Here is a 21,603-nt window from a genome sequence, read left to right as displayed (position 1 = left end):
CCCGCCCCCACCCCCGCTTCCCCCGGGGCCGGGGGGGGGGGCGGCCCCCCGCCCCCCCCCCCCGCCCCCGCCCGCCCCCCCCCCCCCGGCGGGGGGGCCCCCCCCCGGGGGGCCCCCCCCCCCGGCCGTCGTGTTTGTGGTGCTTCGCACAGTGACGCGGTGCAGGTCAAGGGTGAGTTGACGGCTGTTCTCGGCCCGTGGTGGACTGCCGGGGCCATTACGGCGGCAGTAGAGGAAGTCCGGTGCGAATCCGGCGCGGTCCCGCCACTGTGACCGGATCCCACGGGTCCGGGAGTCAGGAACTCTCGCCGCCGGTCACGTCGATCCAGGGCGCGGACCCTGAGTGAGGACAGAGCGCCATGCCCGGCCGCGGCCGCAGCGTCTCCCCAGCCACCGGTGTCTTCGCGTACGGCGCGGCCCTGGGCCTCGCCGTCGATCTGCTCGTCGGCGACCCCCGCCGCGGACACCCCGTCGCCGCCTTCGGCCGGGCGGCGGCCCGCGTCGAGCGGGCCCTGTGGCGCGACCACCGCGGCTGGGGCGTCCTGCACACCGCCGTCTGCGCCGGTGCCACCGTCACGGCCGGCGCCCTCGCCGCCCGTACGGCACGGGGCAGCCGCGCCGGATCCGTCGCGCTCACCGCGGCGGCCGTCTGGGCCGTCGTCGGCGGCACGACCCTGGGACGCGAGGCCCGCGCGATCGGCGGCGCCCTCGCCGCCGGGGACCTGGAGGTGGCCCGGGAGCGGCTGCCACACCTCTGCGGACGCGACCCGCAGTCCCTCGACGGTCCCGCGATGGCCCGCGCGGTCGTCGAGTCCGTCGCCGAGAACACCTCCGACGCGGTCGTGGGCGCCCTCTTCTGGGGAGCGGTCGCGGGCGTGCCGGGCCTGGTCGGCTTCCGCGCGGTGAACACCCTCGACGCGATGGTCGGCCACAAGTCGCCCCGGTACCGCAGGTACGGCTGGGCCTCGGCCCGCCTCGACGACCTGGCCGGCTGGCCCGGGGCCCGGCTGACCGCCGCGCTCGCGGCCGTCGCCGGCGGCGACCCGCGCGGAGCCGTACGGGCCTGGCGGGCGGACGCCGCGAAGCACCCGAGCCCGAACGCGGGACCGGTCGAGGCCTCCTTCGCGGGCGCCCTCGGCGTACGGCTCGGGGGGACCCTCTCGTACGCCGGGCGGGTCGAGCACCGGCCCGTCCTCAACGGGGAGGGGCGGCCCGTCGAGGTCGCCGACATCGACCGCGCGGTCCGGCTCTCCCGCCGGATCACCGGACTGACCCTGGCCGCCTGCGTGGGCGGCCGCATGATCGCGAGCGCGCTGAAGCGGAGGAACGCATGAGGGGTGGGGGGCTGCTCGTCGCCGGGACCACGTCCGACGCGGGCAAGAGCGTCGTCACGGCCGGCATCTGCCGCTGGCTGGTCCGGCAGGGCGTCAAGGTCGCGCCGTTCAAGGGACAGAACATGTCCCTGAACTCCTTCGTCACCCGGGAGGGCGCCGAGATCGGCCGGGCGCAGGCCATGCAGGCGCAGGCAGCGCGGGTGGAGCCGACCGCGCTCATGAACCCGGTGCTGCTCAAGCCCGGCAGCGACCGCTCCAGCCAGGTCGTCCTCATGGGCAGGCCGGTGGGCGAGCTGAGCGCCCGGGGCTACCACGGCGGGCGGCAGAAGGAACTCTTCGAGCCGGTCCTGGCGTGCCTGGAGGAGCTGCGGGGCACGTATGACGCCGTGATCTGCGAGGGGGCGGGCAGTCCGGCCGAGATCAACCTGCGGCGCACGGACATCGTGAACATGGGCATCGCGCGGGCCGCGAAGCTGCCCGTGGTCGTCGTCGGGGACATCGACCGGGGCGGGGTCTTCGCCCAGTTCTTCGGGACGACGGCGCTGCTGGGCCCCGAGGACCAGTCGCTCGTGGCGGGCTATCTCGTGAACAAGTTCCGGGGCGACGTGACCCTCCTCGAACCCGGCCTCGACATGCTGCACGGGCTCACCGGCCGCCGGACCTTCGGCGTCCTGCCGTACGCGCACGGGCTCGGCATCGACGAGGAGGACGGCCTGCGGGTCTCGCTGCGGGGCACCGTCCGCGAGTCGGTCGTCGCGCCGCCGGTCGGCGAGGACGTGCTGCGGGTCGCCGTGTGCGCCGTGCCGCTGATGTCCAACTTCACGGACGTCGACGCGCTGGCCGCCGAGCCGGGCGTCGTCGTCCGGTTCGTGGACCGGCCCGAGGAGCTCGTCGACGCGGACCTCGTCGTCGTCCCGGGCACCCGGGGCACGGTCAGGGCGCTGGCGTGGCTGCGCGAGCGGGGGCTCGCCGACGCCCTCGTGCGGCGCGCGGCCGAGGGCCGGCCGGTGCTCGGCGTCTGCGGCGGCTTCCAGGCCCTCGGCGAGCGCATCGAGGACGAGGTCGAGTCGAAGGCCGGCGTGGTCGACGGGCTCGGGCTGCTGCCCGTGCGGGTCCGGTTCGGGGTCGAGAAGACCCTCGCCAGGCCGGTCGGCGAGGCGCTCGGCGAGCGGGTCGAGGGGTACGAGATCCACCACGGCGTCGCGGACGTACGGGGCGGTGAACCGTTCCTGGACGGCTGCCGGGTCGGCACCGTGTGGGGCACCCACTGGCACGGCTCGCTGGAGAGCGACGGCTTCCGGCGGGCGTTCCTGCGGGAGGTCGCGGCGGCGGCCGGGCGGCGGTTCGTGCCCGCGCCGGACACGTCGTTCGGCGCGCTGCGGGAGGAGCAGCTCGACCGGCTCGGCGACCTGATCGAGGAGCACGCGGACACGGACGCGCTGCTGCGGCTGATCGAGGAGGGCGCCCCGACGGGGCTGCCGTTCGTACCGCCGGGGGCGCCGTGAGCACCGGATCCCCGCGTGGGCGGGGAGCACACGAGAACTCCGCCCACAGTTGGGCTGACGGCGGGGTCATCCCCCTGAGCGCGGGGAACGCCGACAGTCTCGCCCAAGGCTCACGCGCCTACGGCCGAGTCGAACAGAAGTCACCCGAAGGAGCGAGCATTCGATGAAGACCCGCTACCCGTTCACCGCCGTCGTCGGCATGGACGACCTGCGGCTCGCGCTGCTGCTGACAGCCGTCAGCCCGGCCGTGGGCGGCGTACTGGTGCGGGGTGAGAAGGGGACGGCGAAGTCCACCGCCGTTCGCGCGCTCGCCGAGCTGCTGCCCGAGGTCCCGGTGGTAGCGGGCTGCCGGTTCAGCTGCGACCCTGCCTCGCCCGATCCGGGCTGCCCGGACGGGCCGCACGGCAACGCGCCCGGCACCTCCCGTCCCGCCCGGATGGTCGAACTGCCCGTCGGTGCCTCCGAGGACCGGCTCGTCGGCGCGCTCGACATCGAGAAGGCGCTCGCCGAGGGCGTGAAGGCCTTCGAGCCGGGGCTGCTCGCCGCCGCGCACCGGGGCATCCTCTACGTCGACGAGGTCAACCTCCTCTCCGACCACCTGATCGACCACCTGCTCGACGCCGCCGCCATGGGCGCCTCGCACGTCGAGCGCGAGGGCGTCTCCGTGCGGCACGCCGCGCGTTTCCTGCTCGTCGGGACCATGAACCCCGAGGAGGGCGAGCTGCGCCCGCAGCTGCTCGACCGGTTCGGGCTGACCGTCGAGGTGGCCGCGTCCCGCGATCCGGAGCAGCGGGTCGAGGTCGTCCGGCGGCGGCTCGCCTTCGAGGACGACCCGGCCGCCTTCGCCGCCCGCTGGGCCGGCGAGGAGGCGGCCCTGCGCGAACGGATCGTCGCCGCCCGGGAGTCGCTGCCCCGGGTGAAGCTCGGTGACGCGGTGCTGCTCCAGATCGCCGCCACCTGCGCGGCGTTCGAGGTGGACGGCATGCGCGCCGACATCGTGATGGCCCGCACCGCGACCGCGCTCGCCGCCTGGGCCGGACGGACCGAGGTCACCTCGGAGGACGTGCGGCAGGCCGCGCTCCTGGCCCTCCCCCACCGGCGGCGGCGCTCGCCCTTCGACGCGCCCGGCCTCGACGAGGACAAGCTCGACGAGACCCTGGAGCGGTTCAAGGGGGACGACGAGGACCCGGAGCCGGACGGTCCGGGTGACGGTGGTCCCGGCGGCGGCGGGGGCGTTCCGCCGCAGGGCGAGGGGCCCGACGGTCCCGCGCCCGAGTCCGCCGAGGCGCCGGAGAGCGCGCCCGCCCCGCAGGGCTCCGGCGCCGGCGAGCGTGCCGCCGTCAAGGCCGGCGAGCCCTTCCGCACGAAGGCGCTGAGCGTGCCCGGTCTCGGCGAGGGCGCGGCCGGGCGCCGCTCCCGGGCCCGCACCGAGCACGGCCGTACCACCGGCTCGACCCGGCCCCGGGGCGCCCTCACCAAGCTGCACCTGGCCGCGACCGTCCGGGCCGCCGCCCCGCACCAGCGGGCGCGCGGCCGGTCCGGGCCCGGGCTCGTCGTCCGCCGGGACGATCTGCGGCAGGCGACCCGGGAGGGCCGCGAGGGGAACCTGGTGCTGTTCGCCGTGGACGCCTCCGGCTCCATGGCCGCGCGGCAGCGGATGAGCGCCGTCAAGGGCGCCGTGCTCTCGCTGCTGCTCGACGCCTACCAGCGGCGCGACAAGGTCGGCCTCGTCACCTTCCGGGGGCGGGACGCCGAGGTCGCGCTGCCCCCGACCTCGTCCGTGGACGCGGCCGCCGCCCGCCTGGAGAAGCTCCCGACCGGAGGCCGTACGCCGCTCTCCGCCGGGCTGCTCAAGGCCCACGACGTGCTGCGGGTCGAACGGCTGCGGGACCCCTCGCGCCGGCCGCTGCTCGTCGTCGTGACCGACGGGCGGGCGACCGGCGGCGGCGCCGACCCGGTGGCGCTCGCGGCCCGCGCGGCGCGGCTGCACGCGGCCGAGGGCACGGCGTCGGTGGTCGTGGACTGCGAGACCGGGCCGGTGCGGCTCGGGCTCGCGGGGACCCTGGCGCGGGAACTCGGCGGCACCGCCGTGACCTTGGACGAGCTGCGCGCAGACTCGATCGCCGGGCTCGTCAGAGACGTACAGGCAGCAGGACAGACAACGCAGTCAGCATGGAGGGCCGCTTAATGCCGCAGGGACAGCCGACCGTCGTGCCCGACGACGGCCTCACCACCCGTCAGCGCCGCAACCGCGCGCTGGTGATGGTGCACACCGGCGTCGGCAAGGGGAAGTCGACCGCCGCGTTCGGCATGGCGCTGCGCGCCTGGAACCAGGGCTGGCCGATCGGGGTGTTCCAGTTCGTCAAGTCCGCCAAGTGGAAGGTCGGCGAGGAGAACGCCCTCAAGGCGCTCGGCGAGACCGGCAAGGGCGGCACGGTCACCTGGAACAAGATGGGCGAGGGCTGGTCCTGGATCCAGCGCGAGGTCGCCGAGGGCGAGCAGTCCCACGAGGAGAAGGCCCGCGAGGGCTGGGAGCAGGTCAAGCGGGACCTCGCCGAGGAGAGGTACAAGTTCTACGTCCTCGACGAGTTCGCGTACCTGCTGCACTGGGGCTGGATCGACGTCGAGGAGGTCGTCGAGGTGCTGCGCGACCGTCCCGGGCAGCAGCACGTCGTCATCACCGGCCGCAACGCGCCGCAGGAGCTCCAGGACTTCGCCGACCTGGTGACCGACATGTCGAAGGTGAAGCACCCGATGGACGCGGGTCAGAAGGGCCAGCGGGGCATCGAGTGGTAGCACGTCTCGTCATCGCCGCGCCGTCGTCCGGCGCGGGCAAGACCACGGTGGCGACCGGCCTGATGGCCGCGTTCGCCGGCCGTGGTCTGGCCGTCTCCCCGCACAAGGTCGGGCCCGACTACATCGACCCGGGCTACCACGCGCTCGCGACCGGCCGCCCGGGCCGCAACCTCGACGCGTACATGTGCGGTACGGGGCTGATCGCGCCGCTCTTCCTGCACGGGGCGCGCGGCTGCGACCTGGCCGTGGTCGAGGGGGTCATGGGCCTGTACGACGGCGCCGCCGACCAGGGCGAGCTGGCGTCCACCGCGCAGGTCGCGAAGCTGCTCAAGGCGCCGGTGGTCCTCGTCGTCGACGCGTCCTCGCAGTCGCGGTCGGTGGCGGCGCTCGTGCACGGGTTCGCGTCCTGGGACCCGGAGGTGCGGATCGGGGGCGTGATCCTCAACAAGGTCGCGACGGACCGGCACGAGCACCTGCTGCGGGAGGCGCTCGGGGAGTCCGGGGTGCCGGTGCTGGGCGTGCTGCGGCGCGCGCCGGCCGTCGCCACGCCGTCGCGGCACCTCGGGCTCGTGCCGGTCGCCGAGCGGCAGGCCGCTGCCGTGGAGGCGGTCGCGGCGCAGGCGGAGCAGGTTCTCGCCGGGTGCGACATGGAGGCGCTGCTGGCGCTGGCGCGGTCGGCGCCTTCGCTGGACGCCGAGCCGTGGGACGCCCACGGGCCGTGGTCGGCACCCGAGCCCGGCCGAAAGCCGGTCATAGCCGTCGCCGGCGGGGCGGCGTTCACGTTCTCGTACGCCGAGCACACCGAGCTGCTGCGGGCCTCGGGGGCCGAGGTCGTCACGTTCGACCCGCTCCGGGACGAGGCGCTCCCCGAGGGGACCCGCGGACTCGTCATAGGCGGCGGCTTCCCGGAGATGTACGGCGAACAGCTGTCCGCCAACGAGCCGCTCAGGAAGGCCGTCGCCGAGCTGGCGGCATCCGGCGCGCCCGTCGCCGCCGAGTGCGCCGGGCTGCTGTACCTGGCGCGGTCGCTCGACGGCACGCCCATGTGCGGGGTGCTCGACGCCGACGCGCGGATGTCGGAGCGGCTCACGCTCGGCTACCGGGACGCCGTCGCCGTGAACGACAGCGTCCTCGCGCCGGCCGGGACGCGGATGCGGGGGCACGAGTTCCACCGCACCGTCATCGAGCCGGGCGCCGGACCGCTGGCGGCCTGGGGGCTGCGGCAGCCGGAGCGTCGGGTGGAGGGCTTCGTGCAGGGCGGGGTGCACGCCAGCTACGTGCACACCCACTGGGCGGGGTCCCCGGAGGTCGCCGCGCGGTTCGTGGGGCACTGCGCGTGAGGTCAGCCGCCGGAGACGCCCACCACGAACCAGATGAAGGCCACGCCCGCCACCGTGCACAGCACGGTGGAGCGGGCGGGGTGTTCGTGGTGGGCCTCCGGCAGGATCTCGGCCGCGGCGAGGTAGAGCAGGGCGCCGCCGAAGAAGCCGAGATAGCAGCCGAGCAGTTCCTCCGGAAGGGTGAACAGGGTGGCGAGCCCGGCGCCGGCGAGCGGGGCGACGGCGTCCGCGACGAGCATGGCGACGGCTTTGCGGCGGGCGTTCCCGTAGAGGCTCGTGATCGTGTACGTGTTGAAGCCGTCGGCGAAGTCGTGGGTGATGACGGCGAGCGCGACGGTGGCGCCCATGCCGCCGCCGACCTGGAAGGCGGCGCCGAGCGCGATGCCGTCCATGAGGCTGTGGAGGACCATCGCGGCGGCCGCGGTGAGGCCGACCTGGGGGACCCTCTCGTCGGCGCCGACGCCGTGCGCGGCGCGGTTGACGGCGAGGAGGCGTTCGACGACGTGCGCGAAGAGGAAGCCGCCGACGAAGAGCAGCAGGGCCTCCGGGACGCCGAAGACCTTCTTCCCCGCGGCCTCCAGGGCCTCCGGCAGCAGGTCGAGTCCGACGACGCCGAGCATGAGCCCGCCGGCGAGGCCGAGGACGAGGTGGCGGCGGTCGGTGACGCGCCCGGCGACCCAGCCGCCGAAGAGCGTCATGAGGAACGCGCCGAGCGCGACGACTACTGCCATGGGCCTTTGCTATCGGATGGGGCGGCGGGTGCGCACCTCGGCGTCGGGGCCCGGTCGGGGACGACGGCGGAGGAACTGCTGGCGCTGATCGGGGAGGTCCTGCGGGAGGCGGGGCTCCCGGCCGGGTGCGTGCGGTCGCTCGCCACGCTCGACGCGCGGACCGCCGAGCCGGGGATCGTGGCGGCCGCGGCGGCCCTCGGGGTGCCCGTGCGGGGGTTCTCGGCCCGGGAGCTGGCGGCCGTTCCCGTACCGCATCCCTCGGCGCTGCCGCTGGCCGCGACGGGCACGGCCTCCGTGGCGGAGGCCGCGGCACTGCTCGCGGCGGGGGCGGACGGCTCGGGGAGCCGGGGCGGGCCCGCGGAGGCGGGCGCGGAGGGCCGGACGGGCGCGGACGGGTCTGCGGAGGCGGGTGGATCCGCGGAGGCGGGCGCGGATTCGGAGGCGGCGTCGTACAAGCGCGCGGAGGCGGACACGGGCCCGGGCGCGGAGACGGCCAGGGGCCCGGGCACGGAGGCGGCCGCGGGTGCGGGTGCGGTTACGGAGGCGGGCACCGGGGCGAGTACGGAGACGGACACCGGGGCGGGGGCCGGGGGGCCGCTCGTCGGCCGGCGCGGGGCCGTGTTGGTCGTCCCGAAGCGGAAATCCCGGCGCGCGACCTGCGCGATCGCATGTTTCGTCCCGTTTCGTCCGAACGAAGTGACGTCCGTCGCACGGTTGTTGCCCTTGACGCACGGGTACATCGCTGGCGAGCCTGGCTCACCCCCCACCATCCCCACCCCCCACACGACGGCGGCCATGGACACGCACACGCACACCGACGCCCACGACCTGCGCCATCACGGCGACGCCGAGGTCCGGGACGAGAAACTCATCGACCTGGCGGTCAACGTCCGGACGGACACCCCGCCGGACTGGCTGCGGAGACGGATCGCCGACTCGCTGACCGGTCTCGCGGCCTATCCGGACGGCCGGGCCGCGCGGGCCGCGGTCGCCGAGCGGCACGACCTGCCGTCGAAGCGGGTGCTCCTGACGGCCGGCGCGGCGGAGGCGTTCGTGCTGCTCGCACGGGCCCTGCCGGTGCGGCGGCCGGTGGTGGTGCACCCCCAGTTCACCGAGCCGGAGGCGGCCCTGCGGGACGCCGGGCACGAGGTGGGCCGGGTGCTGCTGCGCGAGGAGGACGGCTTCCGGCTGGATCCGGCGGCGGTTCCGGAGGACGCGGACCTGGTGGTGATCGGGAACCCCACGAACCCGACCTCCGTGCTGCACCCGGCCGCCTCGATCGCGGCGCTCGCCCGCCCGGGCCGGACCCTGGTGGTCGACGAGGCGTTCATGGACGCGGTGCCGGGCGAGCGGGAGTCGCTGGCCGGGCGGACCGACGTGCCGGGGCTCGTGGTGCTGCGGAGCCTCACCAAGACCTGGGGGCTCGCCGGGCTGCGCATCGGGTACGTGCTGGCCGAGCCGGAGACGATCGCGGCCCTGGAGCGGACGCAGCCGCTGTGGCCGGTGTCGACGCCCGCCCTGGTGGCGGCGGAGGCGTGCATGACGCGGGCGGCGCTCGCGGAGGCGGAGCACGCGGCCCACCGGATCGGGGTGGAGCGGGCCCATCTGCTGGCCGGGCTCGCGGAGTTCGACGAGGTGCGGACGGTGGCGGGGGCGGAGGGCCCCTTCGTGCTGCTGCGGATCGACGGGGCGGACGCGGTACGGGAGCGGCTGCGGTCGCTGGGGTTCGCGGCCCGCCGGGGCGACACGTTCCCGGGGCTCGACCGGAACTGGCTGCGGCTCGCGGTCCGGGACCGGGTGACGACCAACCGTTTCCTGCAGGCACTGGACCAGGCGCTGCTGATCGGCGGCTGATCGCCCCGCCGGGGCGTGCGGAAGGGTCCGGGGAGGGCGGTGTCGTCACCGCCCTCCCCGGACCCCCGCTTCCCTCCCGGCGCCCCCCGGCGCTTCCCCCTCGGGCCGTCAGTCGCGGGAGCGGGCGCGCGAGCGGGTCACGGCGAGGGCGCCGCCGCCGGCGACGAGGAGGGCGAGCGCTCCGGCCGCGATGTACGGGGTGGTGGAGCTGCCGCCGGTCTCGGCGAGGTTCTCGGTGGGCGTGGTGCCGCCGTTGTTCGTCTTGATGCCGCCGGCGTCGCTCGGCCTGGCCGAGGGCTGCCGCGTGGGCTGCTCGCTCGGCTTCTGGGTGGGCTTCTCGGTCGGCTTCTGGGTGGGCTTCTCGGTCGGGGCCGTGCCCTTGGGCGTCTCGCAGGTGGCCTCGGCGAGGGTCACCGTGCCGTCGACCGCGGCGACGCCGAGCTTCAGCGGGTCGACCTCCACCTTGAGTTCGAGGGCCGTGGCCGCGGCGGTGCGGGAGGTGGTGGACGTGCGGGAGAGGTCCAGGGTGACCTGCCCGACCCCCGGCACGGCGACCTGGGTCCGGCCGCCGGCGGACAGGGTGGTCTTCTTCCCGAACACGGTGACGTGGCCCAGGACGTTCGACTCGGCGACCGGCTTCTTCCCCACCTCGCACAGCGCCTTCGACGTGACCTTCTCGACCTCGACGAGGGAGAGCAGCGGGAGGCCGGGGACGTGCACCCGCGCCTTGACGAGGTTGACGTGCCCCTCGGCCTTCTTCTCGTCCACGGTCGCGTCCGCGGTGGCGACGTCGGCCTTGAGGAGGTCGACCGGCTTCCCGCCCTCGGCCCCCCGCACCTTCACGGAGAGCGCGGTCTCGCTCTCGCTCGCCGGCGCCTCGACCTCGTTGAGCGAGGTCCGCACCGGCACGTCCACGGCCTTGCCGAGGAGGGAGACGTCGAGGCCGGCCCGCAGCACGACGGCGGTGGAGCGCCCTTCGCCGCCCGTGGCGTGCGCCGTCGGGGCCGCGAGGAGCACCGGTCCGACGGCCAGGGCGGCGACGGTCGCGGCAGCGGCGGAACGGCGTGCGGGCAGGCGGAAGGTGTTGCTGTTCAAGATGGTGGAACCCCCACAGGAGACATGGCGTCGCCGGCCGTTCACCACGGGGACGGTGGGTCGGCACGGCTCGGCGACTTGAGACACCGGAATCTTTACGCACGGAGAGTGAACTGGCAGTCGCCTGACGTGAGTTCACTCCAAAGGGGGGTTTCCGTGTTCATTTTCGATTTTTTTCGACACAACCGTTCTCAGCCACCCCGCGCGTTTCGTATGGGGAGGCGTGCGCGGAATCGGTGAGAACGATCGGCGGCGCCGCCGGGTCACGGATCGTCAACCCGGCGAGAGCGACCGACCCCGGCCTCCTGTAGATTAATTTAGGCCAGCCTAACCTAAGAAGGTTGGCCGCATCCGTACGGTCGGACATGGACGGGATCGGGGTCTCCGTGAGCATCGAGGTCTACCGGGACGCCTGGGGCGTCCCCCATCTGCGGGCCGCCGACCCCGGGGAACTCGCCTTCGCCCAGGGGCGGGTCACCGCCCGCGACCGCGCCTGGCAGCTGGAGGTCGAGCGGCACCGGGCCCAGGGCACCACCGCGGCCTTCCTCGGCGCCGCCGAGCTCGGCTGGGACGTCTTCGTCCGGCGGGCCCGGCTCGCCGACACCGCCCGCCGCTGCTTCGAGCGGCTCGCGGCGACCGACCCGGCGACGGCCGCGTGGGTGCGCGCGTACGTGGCCGGGGTCAACGACGGTCTCGCCGAAGGGGCCGACCGCGCACCCGAGTTCGCCGCGACCGGCCTCGCGGCCGGCCGGTGGGAGCCGTGGACCCCGCTCGCCGTCTGGCTCTCGACCCACATCCTCTTCGCCGGCTTCCCCACCAAACTGTGGCGGGACGAGGTCGCCCGGCGGCTCGGCGAGGAGTGGACGGAGCTCTTCGCGACCGACGGGCCCGGGACCGCGGGCTCCAACGGCTGGGTCGTGGCGGGCGGACGGACCGCGAGCGGGGCGGCCCTGGTGGCCGGCGACCCGCACCGGTTCATCGAGGCGCCGGGCGTCTACCAGCAGATCCGGCTCGCCTGCCCCGCGTACGACGTGGTGGGCCTCGCCGTGCCCGGCGTCCCCGGCCTCGCCCACTTCGGCCACACCGGGCCGGTGGCCTGGGCGATCACCAACGCGATGGCGGACTACCAGGACCTGTACCGGGAGCGGCTGCGGCGGCTCCCCGACGGCACCGTGGAGGCCCTCGGCCCCGACGGCTGGGCCCCGGCGGCCGCGCACACGGAGACGGTCGACGTCGCGGACGCGGAGCCGGTGGGGATCGAGGTGGTCGAGACGGACCGGGGGCCGGTGATCGTCGGCGAGCCCCGGGACGGCTCCGCCGACTGGGAGGGGCTCAGCCTGCGGCACCCTCCCCGGGTCACCGGGGAGCTCGGCTTCGGGGTGCTGCCCGCGCTGCTGCGCGCCCGGACCGTCGCCGACGTGGACGCGGCCCTCGACGGCTGGGTCGAGCCGGTGAACGTCGTCCAGGCCGCCGACACCCGGGGCGGTCTCCTGCACCGGGTCGCCGGCCACGTGCCCGTACGGGACCGGGCCAACTCCCTGCGCGTCGTGCCCGCCTGGGACCCGGCGCACGCCTGGGCCGACGCGCCGGCCCCCCTGCCCCGCGCCGAGGTCCGCGGCCACGCCGTGATGGCCAACGCCCGGGGCCTGGCCGCGCCACTGGGCGTCGAGTTCGCGCCACCGCACCGGGCGGCCCGGATCGACGAACTGCTGCGCGCCTCGGCGGCCTGGACGCCGGAGACGACGGCCGCGATCCACGGGGACACCGACAACCCCTCGGCGACCCGCCTCCTGGAGGCGGTCCGCCGCGCGGGCGGGACCCCGGGCGGCGTCGGCGGCGACGGCCGGTCCGCCCGCCTCTCCCCCGCCGGTGCCGACGTCCGGCGGCGGCTGCTCGGCTGGGACCGGCGGATGGACGCCGAGAGCGTCGACGCCGGGCTCTACGCGGCCGTGCGCGGGGCCGTCGTGCGTCGGCTCGCCGGGCACGAGGCCTTCGCGGCGCTCCGCGAACCCGCCCCGTACCCCGAACTCTTCCGGCCCTGGCTGGCGCTCGGGCCGCGCGTCGCCTTCGCCCTGGAGACGCTGCTCGTGGCCGGACCCGTGCCCGCCGCGGACGTCGACCGGATCGTGCGCGAGGCGCTCGACGAGGTCGGCGCCGGGGAGCCGCCCGCCGCCTGGGGCCTGACGCACCGGCTCGCGCCGTGGCAGGCGCTGCCCGACCCGGACGACGACCGGTGGCCGGGACTCGGCGGGGACCACGACTGCGTGCTCTCCACGTCCAGCGTGCCCGGCTGGACCGACCGCAGCGCCCGCGCCTCCGCCGCGCGGTACGTCTGGGACCTGGCCGACCGGGAGCGGAGCCGCTGGATCGTGCCGTTCGGCGCGTCCGGCGTTCCCGGTGACCCGCACCACCGCGACCAACTCCCCCTGTGGCTGCGGGGCGAGCTCGCCCCCGTCACCACCGACTGGCAGAAGCTCACGAAGGAGCAGGTATGACCACCGCCGTACACGTCCAGACCGTCGAGGGCTTCGGGACCGTCACGATCCGCCCCGTCGACCCCGACGGCGACGCCCCGCTCCTGCACGGCTGGGTCAACGAGGAGCGGGCCCGCTTCTGGGGCATGGTCGGGACCACCGTCGAGCAGGTCCGGGAGATCTACGCGCACCTCGACTCGCTGACCACGCACCACGGTTACCTGGTCAGCCGGGACGGGGAGCCGGTCGCCCTGTTCCAGACGTACGACCCGGCGGCGGACCGGGTGGGCGAGTGCTACGAGGTGCGGCCCGGCGACATCGGCGTGCACCTGTTCGTCGCGCCGGGGCTCGCCCCCGAGGCCGGCTTCACGGGCCGGCTGCTCACCGCGCTCGTCGACTTCTCGCTGACGGACCGCACCCGGATCGTGATCGATCCCGACGCCGCCAACGAGAAGGCGATCGCCCGCATGCTGCGGGCCGGTTTCGAGCTGGGCCCGGAGGTCGTGCTCCCCGAGGTGGACCTGCCGGAGGTCTTCATCCCGGAGAAGCGGGCCCGGCTGGCGTTCCTGAGCCGCTGACCGCCGAAGGCCCGGCCGGCCCGGGGCTCAGCCCACGACCCGGCCGTTGACGACGACCCGGCGCGGCGCCGCGAGGACGCGGACGTCCGCGCGCGGGTCCTCGCCGTAGACGACGAGGTCGGCCGGGGCGCCCTCCTCCAGGGCGGGGCGTCCCAGCCAGGCCCTGGCCCCCCAGGCGGTGGCCGAGAGCGCGTCGATCGGCGGGATGCCGGCCCGGGTCAGCTCCTCGACCTCCTCGGCGACCAGGCCGTGGGCGAGGGAGCCGCCCGCGTCGGTGCCGACGAAGACGGGCACGCCCGCGTCGAAGGCGCCCCGCACGGTGTCGTAGCGGCGCTCGTGGAGCCGGCGCATGTGCGCCGACCAGCGGGGGAACTTCTCCTGGCCGCCGTCGGCGAGGTGCGGGAAGGTCGCGATGTTGACGAGGGTCGGGACGATGGCCACGCCCCGCTCGGCGAAGAGCGGGATGGTGTCCTCGGTGAGGCCCGTGGCGTGCTCGACGCAGTCGATGCCCGCCTCGACGAGGTCGCGGAGCGAGTCCTCGGCGAAGCAGTGGGCGGTGACCCGGGCGCCGAGCCGGTGCGCCTCCGCGATGGCCGCCTCGACCTCGGCGCGCGGCCAGCAGGCGGTGAGGTCGCCCGCCTCGCGGTCGATCCAGTCGCCGACGAGCTTGACCCAGCCGTCGCCCCGGCGGGCCTCGCGGCCGACGTACGCGACGAGGTCGGCGGGCTCGATCTCGTGGGCGTAGTTACGGATGTAGCGGCGGGTGCGGGCGATGTGCCGGCCCGCCCGGATGATCTTCGGGAGGTCCTCGCGCTCGTCGATCCAGCGGGTGTCGGAGGGCGAGCCCGCGTCCCGGATGAGCAGGGTGCCGGCGTCCCGGTCGGTGAGGGCCTGCTTCTCGCTGGTGGCCTCGTCGACGGGGCCGTGCCGGTCGAGGCCGACGTGGCAGTGGGCGTCGACGAGTCCGGGGAGCACCCAGCCCTCGACGGTGACGGCCTCGGCGGCGGGCCGGTCGAAGGTGATCCGCCCGTCGACGCACCACAGTTCGTCGCGCGCGTCCTCCGGGCCGACGAGCACCCGCCCCTTCACGTGCAGCACCTCGTGATCGCTCATACCCGCACTCTACGAGCCGCCGCCCGGGTCCCGGGCGGCGATGTCCGTCACGGTCCCGGCGGGGCGGTCACGGGCGCCAGTCGGCCTCCAGGTCGTGCGAGTCGGTCTTGGTGAGCTGGAAGAGCCCGGTGCCGTCGGGCCGTACCAGGAAGAGGTGCTCGGGGTCGGCGTCGTCGGTGCCGCCCCGGGTGAAGACCAGCCGCCCGCCGTCCGGCGACCAGGACGGGTACTTGTCGTCGGCGCGGGCCGAGGTGATGCGGTGCGTCTCCCCGCCGTCGGGCCGGACGACGTAGAGGTGGGCGAAGCCGGTGGAGCCCACGCGGCTGAAGACGATGCGGTTGCCGCGCGACCAGTCGGGCGTCCAGTCGTGGGAGCCGGCCAGGGTGATCGGCGTCTGCGCCAGGGTGGACAGCTGGATCCGCATCAGCCTGCTGTTCCCCGTGGCGGTGTCCGCGCGGCTGTACGCCAGGTTCTTGCCGTCCGGGGACCAGGTCGGGTGGAACTCGTCCTGCGCGGAGTGGGTGAGCCGGGTGGTGGGGGTGCCGTCGACGTCGGACACGAAGACCTCGCGCTGGGTGCCGACCGGCTTCGAGTAGGCGATCCGCTTGCCGTCCGGGGACCAGGCGGGGTCGGAGGCGCCCTGGGTGCCGGGCACGGGCTTCAGGTCGCCGCCCCCGCTGTTCGTCGTCCAGATGCCGTCGATCGCGCCGCCGGAGCCGTAGCGGAGGAATGCCACCCGCTTGCCGTCCGGGGACCAGCTGGGCATCACGTCGCTGACGGCGGGGGTGTGGGTGAGCCGGGTGGGCAGGCCGCCGAACGGGCCGATCGCGTACAGGTCCTCGACGGGCTCCGCCGTGTCGTAGCGGGCGAAGACGATCGTGCGGTTCGAGGCCGCCCACACCGTTCCGGCCGCTCCCGCGTCGCCCGGGGCGGCGAGGGTCAGCGGTGCGGCGAGGGCGAGCGCCGCGGCGGCCGCGAGTGCCCGGCGCGGCCGGGTCGTCCCCTCCGCGCCGGTTCCGGTTCTGCCGTTCCTCCGGATCATGCCGTCCACCCCGTTCCTCCCGGCGGCCTCCGTCGGGGCCGCTCGGCCCGCACCATCCCACCGGCGGGGCCCCGGGGGAAGCGCCTGGACGCGGTGGTGGGAGCCCTGTGACACGTTCCGCACCGCACCGTGACGGCGCACCGCCCCCGGTGGGGCGCCGGGGACCGCTTACGCTGGCACGAGCCCGATCCCGATGTATGCGACACGCATGCGACACCGAAGAAGGAACCTCCGTGACCGTGACACATCCGCTGCTGGACCTGGCTCCGATGACCGCCGCGCACTTCGCGTCGATCGAGCGCCGGGTGGCCGCCCTGCTCTCCACGGAGCAGGACGTGGTGATCACCCAGGGCGAGGCGCTGCTGCCCCTGGAGGGGTGCATCCGCAGCGGCGCGCGGGCCGGTTCGACCGCGCTGAACGTCGTCACCGGTCCGTACGGCCAGACCTTCGGGAACTGGCTGCGGGACTGCGGGGCGACCGTGGTCGACCTGGAGGTGCCCTTCCACACGGCGGTGACGGCGGAGCAGGTGGAGCGGGCGCTCGCCGAGCACCCGGAGATCGACTTCGTGTCGCTCGTGCACGCCGAGGCGGCGACCGGGAACACCAACCCGGTGGCGGAGATCGGCGAGGTCGTGCGGGCGCACGGCGCGCTGTTCTACCTGGACGCCGTGGCGTCGATCGGCGCCGAGCCGGTGCTGCCGGACGCCTGGGGCGTGGACATGTGCATCATCGGCGCGCAGAAGGCGATGGGCGGGCCCGCGGGGGTGTCGGCGGTGTCGGTGAGCGCGCGGGCGTGGGAGCGGTTCGCCGCCAACCCGGCCGCGCCGCGCCGCTCGTACCTCTCCCTCCTGGACTGGAAGGAGCGCTGGATCGACGGCGGCCGGAAGGCGCTGCTGCACGCCCCGGCGCAGCTGGAGATGCTGGCCCTGGAGGCCTGTCTGGAGCGGATCGAGGCGGAGGGCCTGGACGCGCTGATGGCCCGGCACGCCTCGGCGGCGGCCGCGACCCGTGCGGGCGCGCTGGCCCTGGGCGGGGGTCTTGAGCCGTACGTGTACGAGGCGGAGGACGCGGCGCCGGTGGCGACGACGCTGCGCACGCCCGCCGGTGTCGACGCCTCGGAGCTGGTGGCGAAGGCCCTCGCGGCCGATCCGTCGCTGCCGCTGATCGCGGGCGGCGGGGCGCTGGCCGGGGAGATGATCCGGGTCAACCACTACGGGGTGGACGCCACCCCGGGCGCCGTGCAGTCCTCGCTCGCCGCCCTGGGCGCGGCGCTCGGCGAGTCGGGCCGCGCGGTGGACCTGGAGGCGGCGCGCCGGGCGGTCACGGAGGCCTGGTAGTCCGTACGGGAGAGGGGCGGGGGCCTCGGCCCCCGCCCCTCTCGCGTACCCGGGTTCAGAGCGCGGGGTAGTCGATGTAGCCCTCGGGGCCGCCGGCGTACATGGTGGCGGGGTCCGGGGTGGCGTAGGGGCCGTCGGTCTTCAGGCGGGCGGGCAGGTCGGGGTTGGCGATGAAGTGCCTGCCGTACGCGACGAGGTCGGTGGTGCCGTCCTCGATCAGGGCCAGGGACTCGGCACCGGTCGGGTCGGCGCCGGTGGCCGGGTTGAGGATGAAGGTGCCGGCGAACCGCTTGCGCAGGTCGAGGACGAGCGGGCGGAGGTCGGGGCCGGTCTCCAGGACGTGGAGGTAGGCGATGCCGACGGGCTCGATCGCGGTGAGGAGCCGGGTGTAGATCTCCTCCGTGTCGGTCTCGCTGATGTCGTTGAGCGTGTTGGCCGGGGAGATGCGCAGGCCGGTGCGCTCGGGGCCGATCTCGGCGGCGACGGCCTTGACGACCTCGACGGCGAAGCGGATGCGGTTGTCGACGGATCCGCCCCACTCGTCGGTGCGGTGGTTGGAACCCGAGGCGAGGAACTGCTGGATCAGATAGCCGTTGGCGCCGTGGATCTCGACGCCGTCGAAGCCGGCCTCGACGGCGTTGCGCGCGGCGGAGGCGAAGCCGGCGATCGCCTCGCGCACCTGGTCGCCGGTGAGCTCGCGCGGGGCGACGAAGTCCTTGGGACCCTCGTGGGTGTAGACCTGGCCGGCGGCGGCGACGGGCGAGGGGCCGACGGGGTGGAGGTCGCCGTCGAGGAGGTCGGGGTGGCCGATCCGGCCGGAGTGCATGAGCTGGGCGAAGATCCGGCCGCCGTGCTCGTGGACGGCGTCGGTGACCTCGCGCCAGGCGGCGATCTGCTCGCGGCTGTGGATTCCGGGGGTGTTGGGGTAGCCCTGGCCCTCGGGGACGGGCTGGACGCCCTCGCTGATGATCAGTCCCGCGGAGGCGCGCTGGGCGTAGTACTCGGCGACGATCGCCGTGGGGGTGCCGTCCTCGCCGTTGGCGCGGCTGCGGGTCATCGGGGCCATCGCGATGCGGTTGGCGAGGCGGGTGCCGGCGAGGTCGATCGGGTCGAATGCAGTGGTCACGGCTGTCCCTCACAAGAATATGTGGTCGGCCAACTAATCGGGCCGATGCCACTGTAACCCATTTACTTGGCCAGCCAAGAGAATCTGTCGCCCAAAGGTAATCTTGGGGAGGAGAGCCGTCCCGAGGAGCCCGCATGTCAGGAACCGACCCCGTCTGTACCGTCCCGTCCGCCGGGCCCTCGGCACCCGCCGCCTGCGGCGGGACCGTCAGCCACGCCCTGGCGTGGGTCGCCCGGCTCCACCGGATCGCCATGGGCCGGCGGCTGCGGGACCTCGGCCTCTACCCGGGCCAGGAGCTGATGATGATGCGCCTGTGGGACTGCGGGGCGGTCCGCCAGTCGGAGCTCATCCAGTCCCTCGGCCTCGACCCCTCCACGGTGACGAAGATGCTCCAGCGCATGGAGCAGTGCGGATACGTCCGCCGCAGCCCGGACCCGGCCGACCGGCGCGCGGTCCTGGTCGAGGCGACGGAGGAGGGCCTGGCCCTGCGCGCCGGGGTCGAGGGCGCGTGGGCGGACCTGGAGGAGAGCACGCTCGCCGGGCTCCCCGCGGCCGACCGGGCGGAGCTCGCCCGGCTGCTCGGCCTGGTGGGCGGGAACCTGACCGAGGAAGCGGGCGAGGAGGCCGCCGGGGCGATCTGCTGAGTCCGCCCCGGGGGCCGGGCACGGGCCGCTGGGGCCACCCTGCCGGACGCGGCTCGGTTCAGCGCGCCGGGACTCGGTTCAGCGCGCCGGGACCCGGTTCACCGGGTCGGGGCGCGCCCCACTGCGCCGGGGCGCGGCCCGCCGGTCCGTGGCGCGGCGCCCGTCCCCGCCGGGTCGGGTGCCGTTCGCCGGGGGTCAGCCCGCCAGGACGTCCAGGACGCGGTCCACGTCGGCCGCCGTGTTGTACAGGTGGAACGACGCCCGCAGGTTGCCCGCGCGGGCCGAGAGCAGGACGCCCGCCTCGTGCAGGGCGTCCGCCCGGTCCCCGAGGCCGGGGACGGCGACGACCGTCGAGTCGTCCGTGACCGGCGCGTGCCCGAGGTCGAGGAGCCCGGCGCGGAAGCGGGCCGCGAGCCCCTTGTCGTGGGCCTCGATCCGCTCGATGCCGATCTCCTCCAGGAGGGCGAGCGAACGGGCCGCCCCGTGGTACGAGAGGAAGGCGGCGGGCTCGTCGAAACGGCGGGCGGAGCGGGCCAGTTCACGGACCGGCCCGTAGCTGTTGACCCACAGCTCCTCGCCCGTGACCCAGCCGGCGTGGATCGCGAGCAGGGAGTCCTGCGCCTCCTCCGTGACGGTCAGGAAGGACGCGCCGCGCGGGCAGAGCAGGTACTTGTAGCCGCCGGCGACCGTGTAGTCCCACTCCCCCGCGTTCAGCGGCAGCCAGCCCGCCGACTGGGTGGCGTCGAGGAGGGTGCGGGCGCCATGGGCGGCCGCCGCCCCCCGGATCGCCGCGAAGTCGGCCGTGCGGCCGTCCGCCGACTGCACGGCGGAGAAGGCGACGAGCGCCGTCCCGGGCCGGACGGACTGGGCGAGCCGGTCCAGGGGCGCGAAGCGGACCTTGAGGTCGCCGCGGATCGTGAAGGGGGTGATGACGGAGGAGAAGTCGCCCTCCGGGAAGAGGACCTCGGAGCCGGCCGGAAGCGACTGGGCGATCATCCCGCAGTGGACCGCCACCGAGCTGCCGACGGCGACGCGCTCGGGGGAGACGCCGGCGATCCGGCCGAAGGCGGCGCGGGCCTCGTCGACGATGTCGAAGCTGCCGGCGCCGCCCGCGCGGCCGTCGGCGGTCTCCTCGGCGAGGAGGGTGACCGCCTCGACGGTCCGGCGGGGCAGCAGTCCGCAGGCGGAGGTGTTCAGATAGGTCTTCTTGGGCGCGAACTCGGCGCCGCCGAGCGGCTGGTCAAGGGAATCCATGCCCCCACCCTGGATTCCCCACGATCACCCGTCAATGACGATTCGACCGTGGGGACGCCCAAGCCCCGCTCGTCTCCGCAGGTCAGAACCTCAGGACTGCGGGACCTCGCAGGCGCCGTCCGGGCCGCAGACCTCCGCGTCGGCGCCGACCGGCTGGAGGGCGCGGCCCTGCCAGGCCTGCTCCAGGGCCTGGGTGAAGACCTCGGCGGGCTGGCCGCCGGAGACGCCGTAGCGGCGGTCGAGGACGAAGAACGGCACGCCCGTGGCGCCGAGTTCGGCGGCCTCCCGCTCGTCCTCCCGTACGGCCTCGGCGTAGGCCGACTCGTCGGCGAGGACGGCCCGGACCTCGGCCTCGTCGAGACCGGCCTCCACGCCGAGCGCCACCAGGGTCTCGGCGTCGAAGACGGAGCGCTCCTCGGCGAAGTTGGCGCGGTAGGCCAGGTCCAGGAGCTCGCTCTGGCGGCCGCGCTCCTTGGCGAGGTGCAGCAGCCGGTGGATGTCGAAGGTGTTGCCGTGGTCGCGGCCGTCGGTCAGGTACGCGAGGCCCTCGGAGTGCGCGTTCGACGCGACGTGCGCCTCCATGGCGCGGGCCTCTTCGAGGGTGCGGCCGTACTTCTTCGCCAGCATCTCCAGGACGGGGCCGGTGTCGCCCTTGGCGCGGTTCGGGTCGAGCTCGAAGGAGCGGTGCACGACCTCGACGTCGTCGCGGTGGGCGAAGGCCGCGAGCCCCTTCTCGAAGCGTGCCTTGCCGATGTAGCACCAGGGGCAGGCGATGTCGCTCCAGATCTCGACGCGCATGTGACTTCTCTCCGAGGGGTTGCCGGTGGGGTGTACCAGCACGGGAACGTCCCCACCGGCCCGGTTCATTCCGGTTCCGGCGCGAGTGTGAGGCGGAGCACCAGGTGCCTGCCGGAGCGCGGGGTGTCCGGGTCCGGCGTCCAGCCGTGGGCCGCGTAGAAGGCCCTCGCGCGCGCGTTCCCCTCGAAGACCTCCAGGCGGGCCGAGGTCGCTCCGGCGGCGCGCCAGGCCGCGACGCAGGCCGCGTGCAGCGCGCCGCCGACGCCCCGGCGCCACCGCGCGGGGGCGACGTGCAGCTGGCCGAGGAGGGCGGCCGGGCCGTCGACGCGGTGGGCGGCGACGCCGGCGATCCGGCCGTCGTCCTCGGCGCAGAGCACGGCGCCGCGGGCGACGGCGTCCGCCCAGCGCGCGCGGGCCTCGGCGACCGCCTCGGGACCGAGGAACTCGTCGTCGGGAAGGTGGCCGCGGTAGTAGGTGGCGCGGGCCTCGGTGTGGAGGGCGACGACGGCGTCGAGGTCGTCGGCGGTGGCGGGTCGGATCATGCCCCTTCGAACGCGGCGCGCCGGGACTCGGTTCCTGTGC

The 21,603-nt window shown here is 75.2% G+C and carries 18 protein-coding genes and 1 riboswitch; of the genes, 10 read left to right on the top strand and 8 right to left on the bottom strand.

Translation table 11 applies throughout. The features are described from left to right. The first annotated feature begins 192 nt into the window (after window positions 1-192). Window positions 193-325: riboswitch (cobalamin riboswitch) on the top strand. 34 nt (window positions 326-359) lie between these two features. The 5 genes from ACFYUZ_RS04355 (at window position 360) to ACFYUZ_RS04335 (ending at window position 6,975) form a co-directional block, all read left to right on the top strand. Further along, on the top strand, window positions 360-1,334 hold the full coding sequence (locus tag ACFYUZ_RS04355; protein ID WP_389306129.1) for a cobalamin biosynthesis protein: 975 nt from the start codon (window positions 360-362) through the stop codon (window positions 1,332-1,334). Beyond that, window positions 1,331-2,839 carry a cobyric acid synthase gene (locus tag ACFYUZ_RS04350; RefSeq protein ID WP_389306127.1) on the top strand — a complete coding sequence of 503 codons (1,509 nt, stop codon included), beginning with the start codon at window positions 1,331-1,333 and terminating at the stop codon, window positions 2,837-2,839. The genes ACFYUZ_RS04355 and ACFYUZ_RS04350 overlap by 4 nt, the downstream gene beginning before the upstream one ends. Before the next feature lie 163 nt (window positions 2,840-3,002). Then, complete coding sequence (locus ACFYUZ_RS04345; protein WP_389306125.1) at window positions 3,003-5,027, top strand: putative cobaltochelatase; 2,025 nt, start codon at window positions 3,003-3,005, stop codon at window positions 5,025-5,027. Next, window positions 5,027-5,635, top strand: a complete 609-nt coding sequence (gene cobO, locus ACFYUZ_RS04340) for a cob(I)yrinic acid a,c-diamide adenosyltransferase (RefSeq protein WP_389306123.1) — start codon at window positions 5,027-5,029, stop codon at window positions 5,633-5,635. The genes ACFYUZ_RS04345 and cobO overlap by 1 nt, the downstream gene beginning before the upstream one ends. Then, entirely contained in the window at window positions 5,629-6,975 is a 1,347-nt protein-coding gene (locus ACFYUZ_RS04335) for a cobyrinate a,c-diamide synthase (RefSeq protein WP_389306121.1), read from the top strand. Before cobO ends, ACFYUZ_RS04335 begins: the two co-directional genes overlap by 7 nt. Before the next feature lie 2 nt (window positions 6,976-6,977). Here ACFYUZ_RS04335 and ACFYUZ_RS04330 read toward each other — a convergent pair whose 3' ends face one another. Further along, window positions 6,978-7,706 carry a ZIP family metal transporter gene (locus ACFYUZ_RS04330; RefSeq protein WP_389306119.1) on the bottom strand — a complete coding sequence of 243 codons (729 nt, stop codon included), beginning with the start codon at window positions 7,704-7,706 and terminating at the stop codon, window positions 6,978-6,980. Between ACFYUZ_RS04330 and cobC the strand changes: the two genes are divergently transcribed. Continuing rightward, entirely contained in the window at window positions 7,623-9,560 is a 1,938-nt protein-coding gene (gene cobC / locus ACFYUZ_RS04325) for an Rv2231c family pyridoxal phosphate-dependent protein CobC (protein ID WP_389306117.1), read from the top strand. The genes ACFYUZ_RS04330 and cobC overlap by 84 nt on opposite strands. Window positions 9,561-9,668: 108 nt before the next feature. On the opposite strand, the gene ACFYUZ_RS04320 is transcribed toward cobC, so the two are convergent. Further along, a complete protein-coding gene (locus ACFYUZ_RS04320) occupies window positions 9,669-10,655 on the bottom strand; it encodes an SCO1860 family LAETG-anchored protein (protein WP_389306115.1) in 987 nt (328 codons plus the stop codon). Window positions 10,656-11,020: 365 nt separating this feature from the next. Between ACFYUZ_RS04320 and ACFYUZ_RS04315 the strand changes: the two genes are divergently transcribed. Then, a complete protein-coding gene (locus ACFYUZ_RS04315; RefSeq protein WP_389306289.1) occupies window positions 11,021-13,150 on the top strand; it encodes a penicillin acylase family protein in 2,130 nt (709 codons plus the stop codon). Then, window positions 13,147-13,707: a GNAT family N-acetyltransferase gene (locus tag ACFYUZ_RS04310; protein WP_389306113.1), complete on the top strand. Its 561-nt coding sequence runs from the start codon at window positions 13,147-13,149 to the stop codon at window positions 13,705-13,707. The genes ACFYUZ_RS04315 and ACFYUZ_RS04310 overlap by 4 nt, the downstream gene beginning before the upstream one ends. Before the next feature lie 27 nt (window positions 13,708-13,734). Here ACFYUZ_RS04310 and ACFYUZ_RS04305 read toward each other — a convergent pair whose 3' ends face one another. Both ACFYUZ_RS04305 and ACFYUZ_RS04300 read right to left on the bottom strand, forming a co-directional pair. Further along, window positions 13,735-14,820 (bottom strand): amidohydrolase family protein, encoded by a 1,086-nt coding sequence (locus ACFYUZ_RS04305; protein ID WP_389306112.1) that lies wholly within the window; start codon window positions 14,818-14,820, stop codon window positions 13,735-13,737. Window positions 14,821-14,887: 67 nt separating this feature from the next. Continuing rightward, window positions 14,888-15,862, bottom strand: a complete 975-nt coding sequence (locus tag ACFYUZ_RS04300) for a hypothetical protein (RefSeq protein ID WP_389306110.1) — start codon at window positions 15,860-15,862, stop codon at window positions 14,888-14,890. Between the two features lie 239 nt (window positions 15,863-16,101). Between ACFYUZ_RS04300 and ACFYUZ_RS04295 the strand changes: the two genes are divergently transcribed. Further along, window positions 16,102-17,199 carry a pyridoxal-phosphate-dependent aminotransferase family protein gene (locus tag ACFYUZ_RS04295; RefSeq protein WP_389306288.1) on the top strand — a complete coding sequence of 366 codons (1,098 nt, stop codon included), beginning with the start codon at window positions 16,102-16,104 and terminating at the stop codon, window positions 17,197-17,199. A 55-nt stretch (window positions 17,200-17,254) separates the two neighbouring features. Here the strand turns inward: ACFYUZ_RS04295 and ACFYUZ_RS04290 are convergent, their stop codons facing one another. Continuing rightward, window positions 17,255-18,325, bottom strand: coding sequence for an alkene reductase (locus ACFYUZ_RS04290; protein ID WP_389306108.1), 1,071 nt, complete (start codon window positions 18,323-18,325; stop codon window positions 17,255-17,257). Between the two features lie 134 nt (window positions 18,326-18,459). Between ACFYUZ_RS04290 and ACFYUZ_RS04285 the strand changes: the two genes are divergently transcribed. Next, window positions 18,460-18,969 (top strand): MarR family winged helix-turn-helix transcriptional regulator, encoded by a 510-nt coding sequence (locus ACFYUZ_RS04285; protein WP_389306106.1) that lies wholly within the window; start codon window positions 18,460-18,462, stop codon window positions 18,967-18,969. Window positions 18,970-19,164: 195 nt separating this feature from the next. On the opposite strand, the gene ACFYUZ_RS04280 is transcribed toward ACFYUZ_RS04285, so the two are convergent. The 3 genes from ACFYUZ_RS04280 to ACFYUZ_RS04270 all read right to left on the bottom strand — a co-directional run bounded on the left by ACFYUZ_RS04280 (window position 19,165) and on the right by ACFYUZ_RS04270 (window position 21,563). Continuing rightward, on the bottom strand, window positions 19,165-20,223 hold the full coding sequence (locus tag ACFYUZ_RS04280; RefSeq protein ID WP_389306104.1) for an aminotransferase class V-fold PLP-dependent enzyme: 1,059 nt from the start codon (window positions 20,221-20,223) through the stop codon (window positions 19,165-19,167). A gap of 90 nt (window positions 20,224-20,313) precedes the next feature. Continuing rightward, entirely contained in the window at window positions 20,314-21,021 is a 708-nt protein-coding gene (locus ACFYUZ_RS04275) for a DsbA family oxidoreductase (protein ID WP_389306103.1), read from the bottom strand. Between the two features lie 65 nt (window positions 21,022-21,086). Next, the gene (locus ACFYUZ_RS04270; RefSeq protein ID WP_389306101.1) at window positions 21,087-21,563 is read right to left on the bottom strand and encodes a GNAT family N-acetyltransferase; all 477 of its coding nucleotides are present in this window, start codon (window positions 21,561-21,563) and stop codon (window positions 21,087-21,089) included. Window positions 21,564-21,603 lie beyond the last annotated feature (40 nt).

Source organism: Streptomyces sp. NPDC004266 (assembly GCF_042874095.1).
Taxonomy (GTDB): Bacteria; Actinomycetota; Actinomycetes; order Streptomycetales; family Streptomycetaceae; genus Streptomyces.
This window is presented reverse-complemented; position numbering and strand designations above follow the sequence as displayed.

Bases quoted from the DNA above. Each gene is read 5' to 3' on its own strand.
- ACFYUZ_RS04270 (WP_389306101.1), bottom strand. From the start codon at position 21,563: ATGATCCGACCCGCCACCGCCGACGACCTCGACGCCGTCGTCGCCCTC.
- ACFYUZ_RS04275 (WP_389306103.1), bottom strand. From the start codon at position 21,021: ATGCGCGTCGAGATCTGGAGCGACATCGCCTGCCCCTGGTGCTACATC.
- ACFYUZ_RS04310 (WP_389306113.1), top strand. From the start codon at position 13,147: ATGACCACCGCCGTACACGTCCAGACCGTCGAGGGCTTCGGGACCGTC.
- cobO (WP_389306123.1), top strand. From the start codon at position 5,027: ATGCCGCAGGGACAGCCGACCGTCGTGCCCGACGACGGCCTCACCACC.
- ACFYUZ_RS04330 (WP_389306119.1), bottom strand. From the start codon at position 7,706: ATGGCAGTAGTCGTCGCGCTCGGCGCGTTCCTCATGACGCTCTTCGGC.
- ACFYUZ_RS04285 (WP_389306106.1), top strand. From the start codon at position 18,460: ATGTCAGGAACCGACCCCGTCTGTACCGTCCCGTCCGCCGGGCCCTCG.
- ACFYUZ_RS04305 (WP_389306112.1), bottom strand. From the start codon at position 14,820: ATGAGCGATCACGAGGTGCTGCACGTGAAGGGGCGGGTGCTCGTCGGC.
- ACFYUZ_RS04280 (WP_389306104.1), bottom strand. From the start codon at position 20,223: ATGGATTCCCTTGACCAGCCGCTCGGCGGCGCCGAGTTCGCGCCCAAG.
- ACFYUZ_RS04300 (WP_389306110.1), bottom strand. From the start codon at position 15,862: ATGATCCGGAGGAACGGCAGAACCGGAACCGGCGCGGAGGGGACGACC.
- ACFYUZ_RS04345 (WP_389306125.1), top strand. From the start codon at position 3,003: ATGAAGACCCGCTACCCGTTCACCGCCGTCGTCGGCATGGACGACCTG.
- ACFYUZ_RS04355 (WP_389306129.1), top strand. From the start codon at position 360: ATGCCCGGCCGCGGCCGCAGCGTCTCCCCAGCCACCGGTGTCTTCGCG.
- ACFYUZ_RS04350 (WP_389306127.1), top strand. From the start codon at position 1,331: ATGAGGGGTGGGGGGCTGCTCGTCGCCGGGACCACGTCCGACGCGGGC.
- ACFYUZ_RS04315 (WP_389306289.1), top strand. From the start codon at position 11,021: ATGGACGGGATCGGGGTCTCCGTGAGCATCGAGGTCTACCGGGACGCC.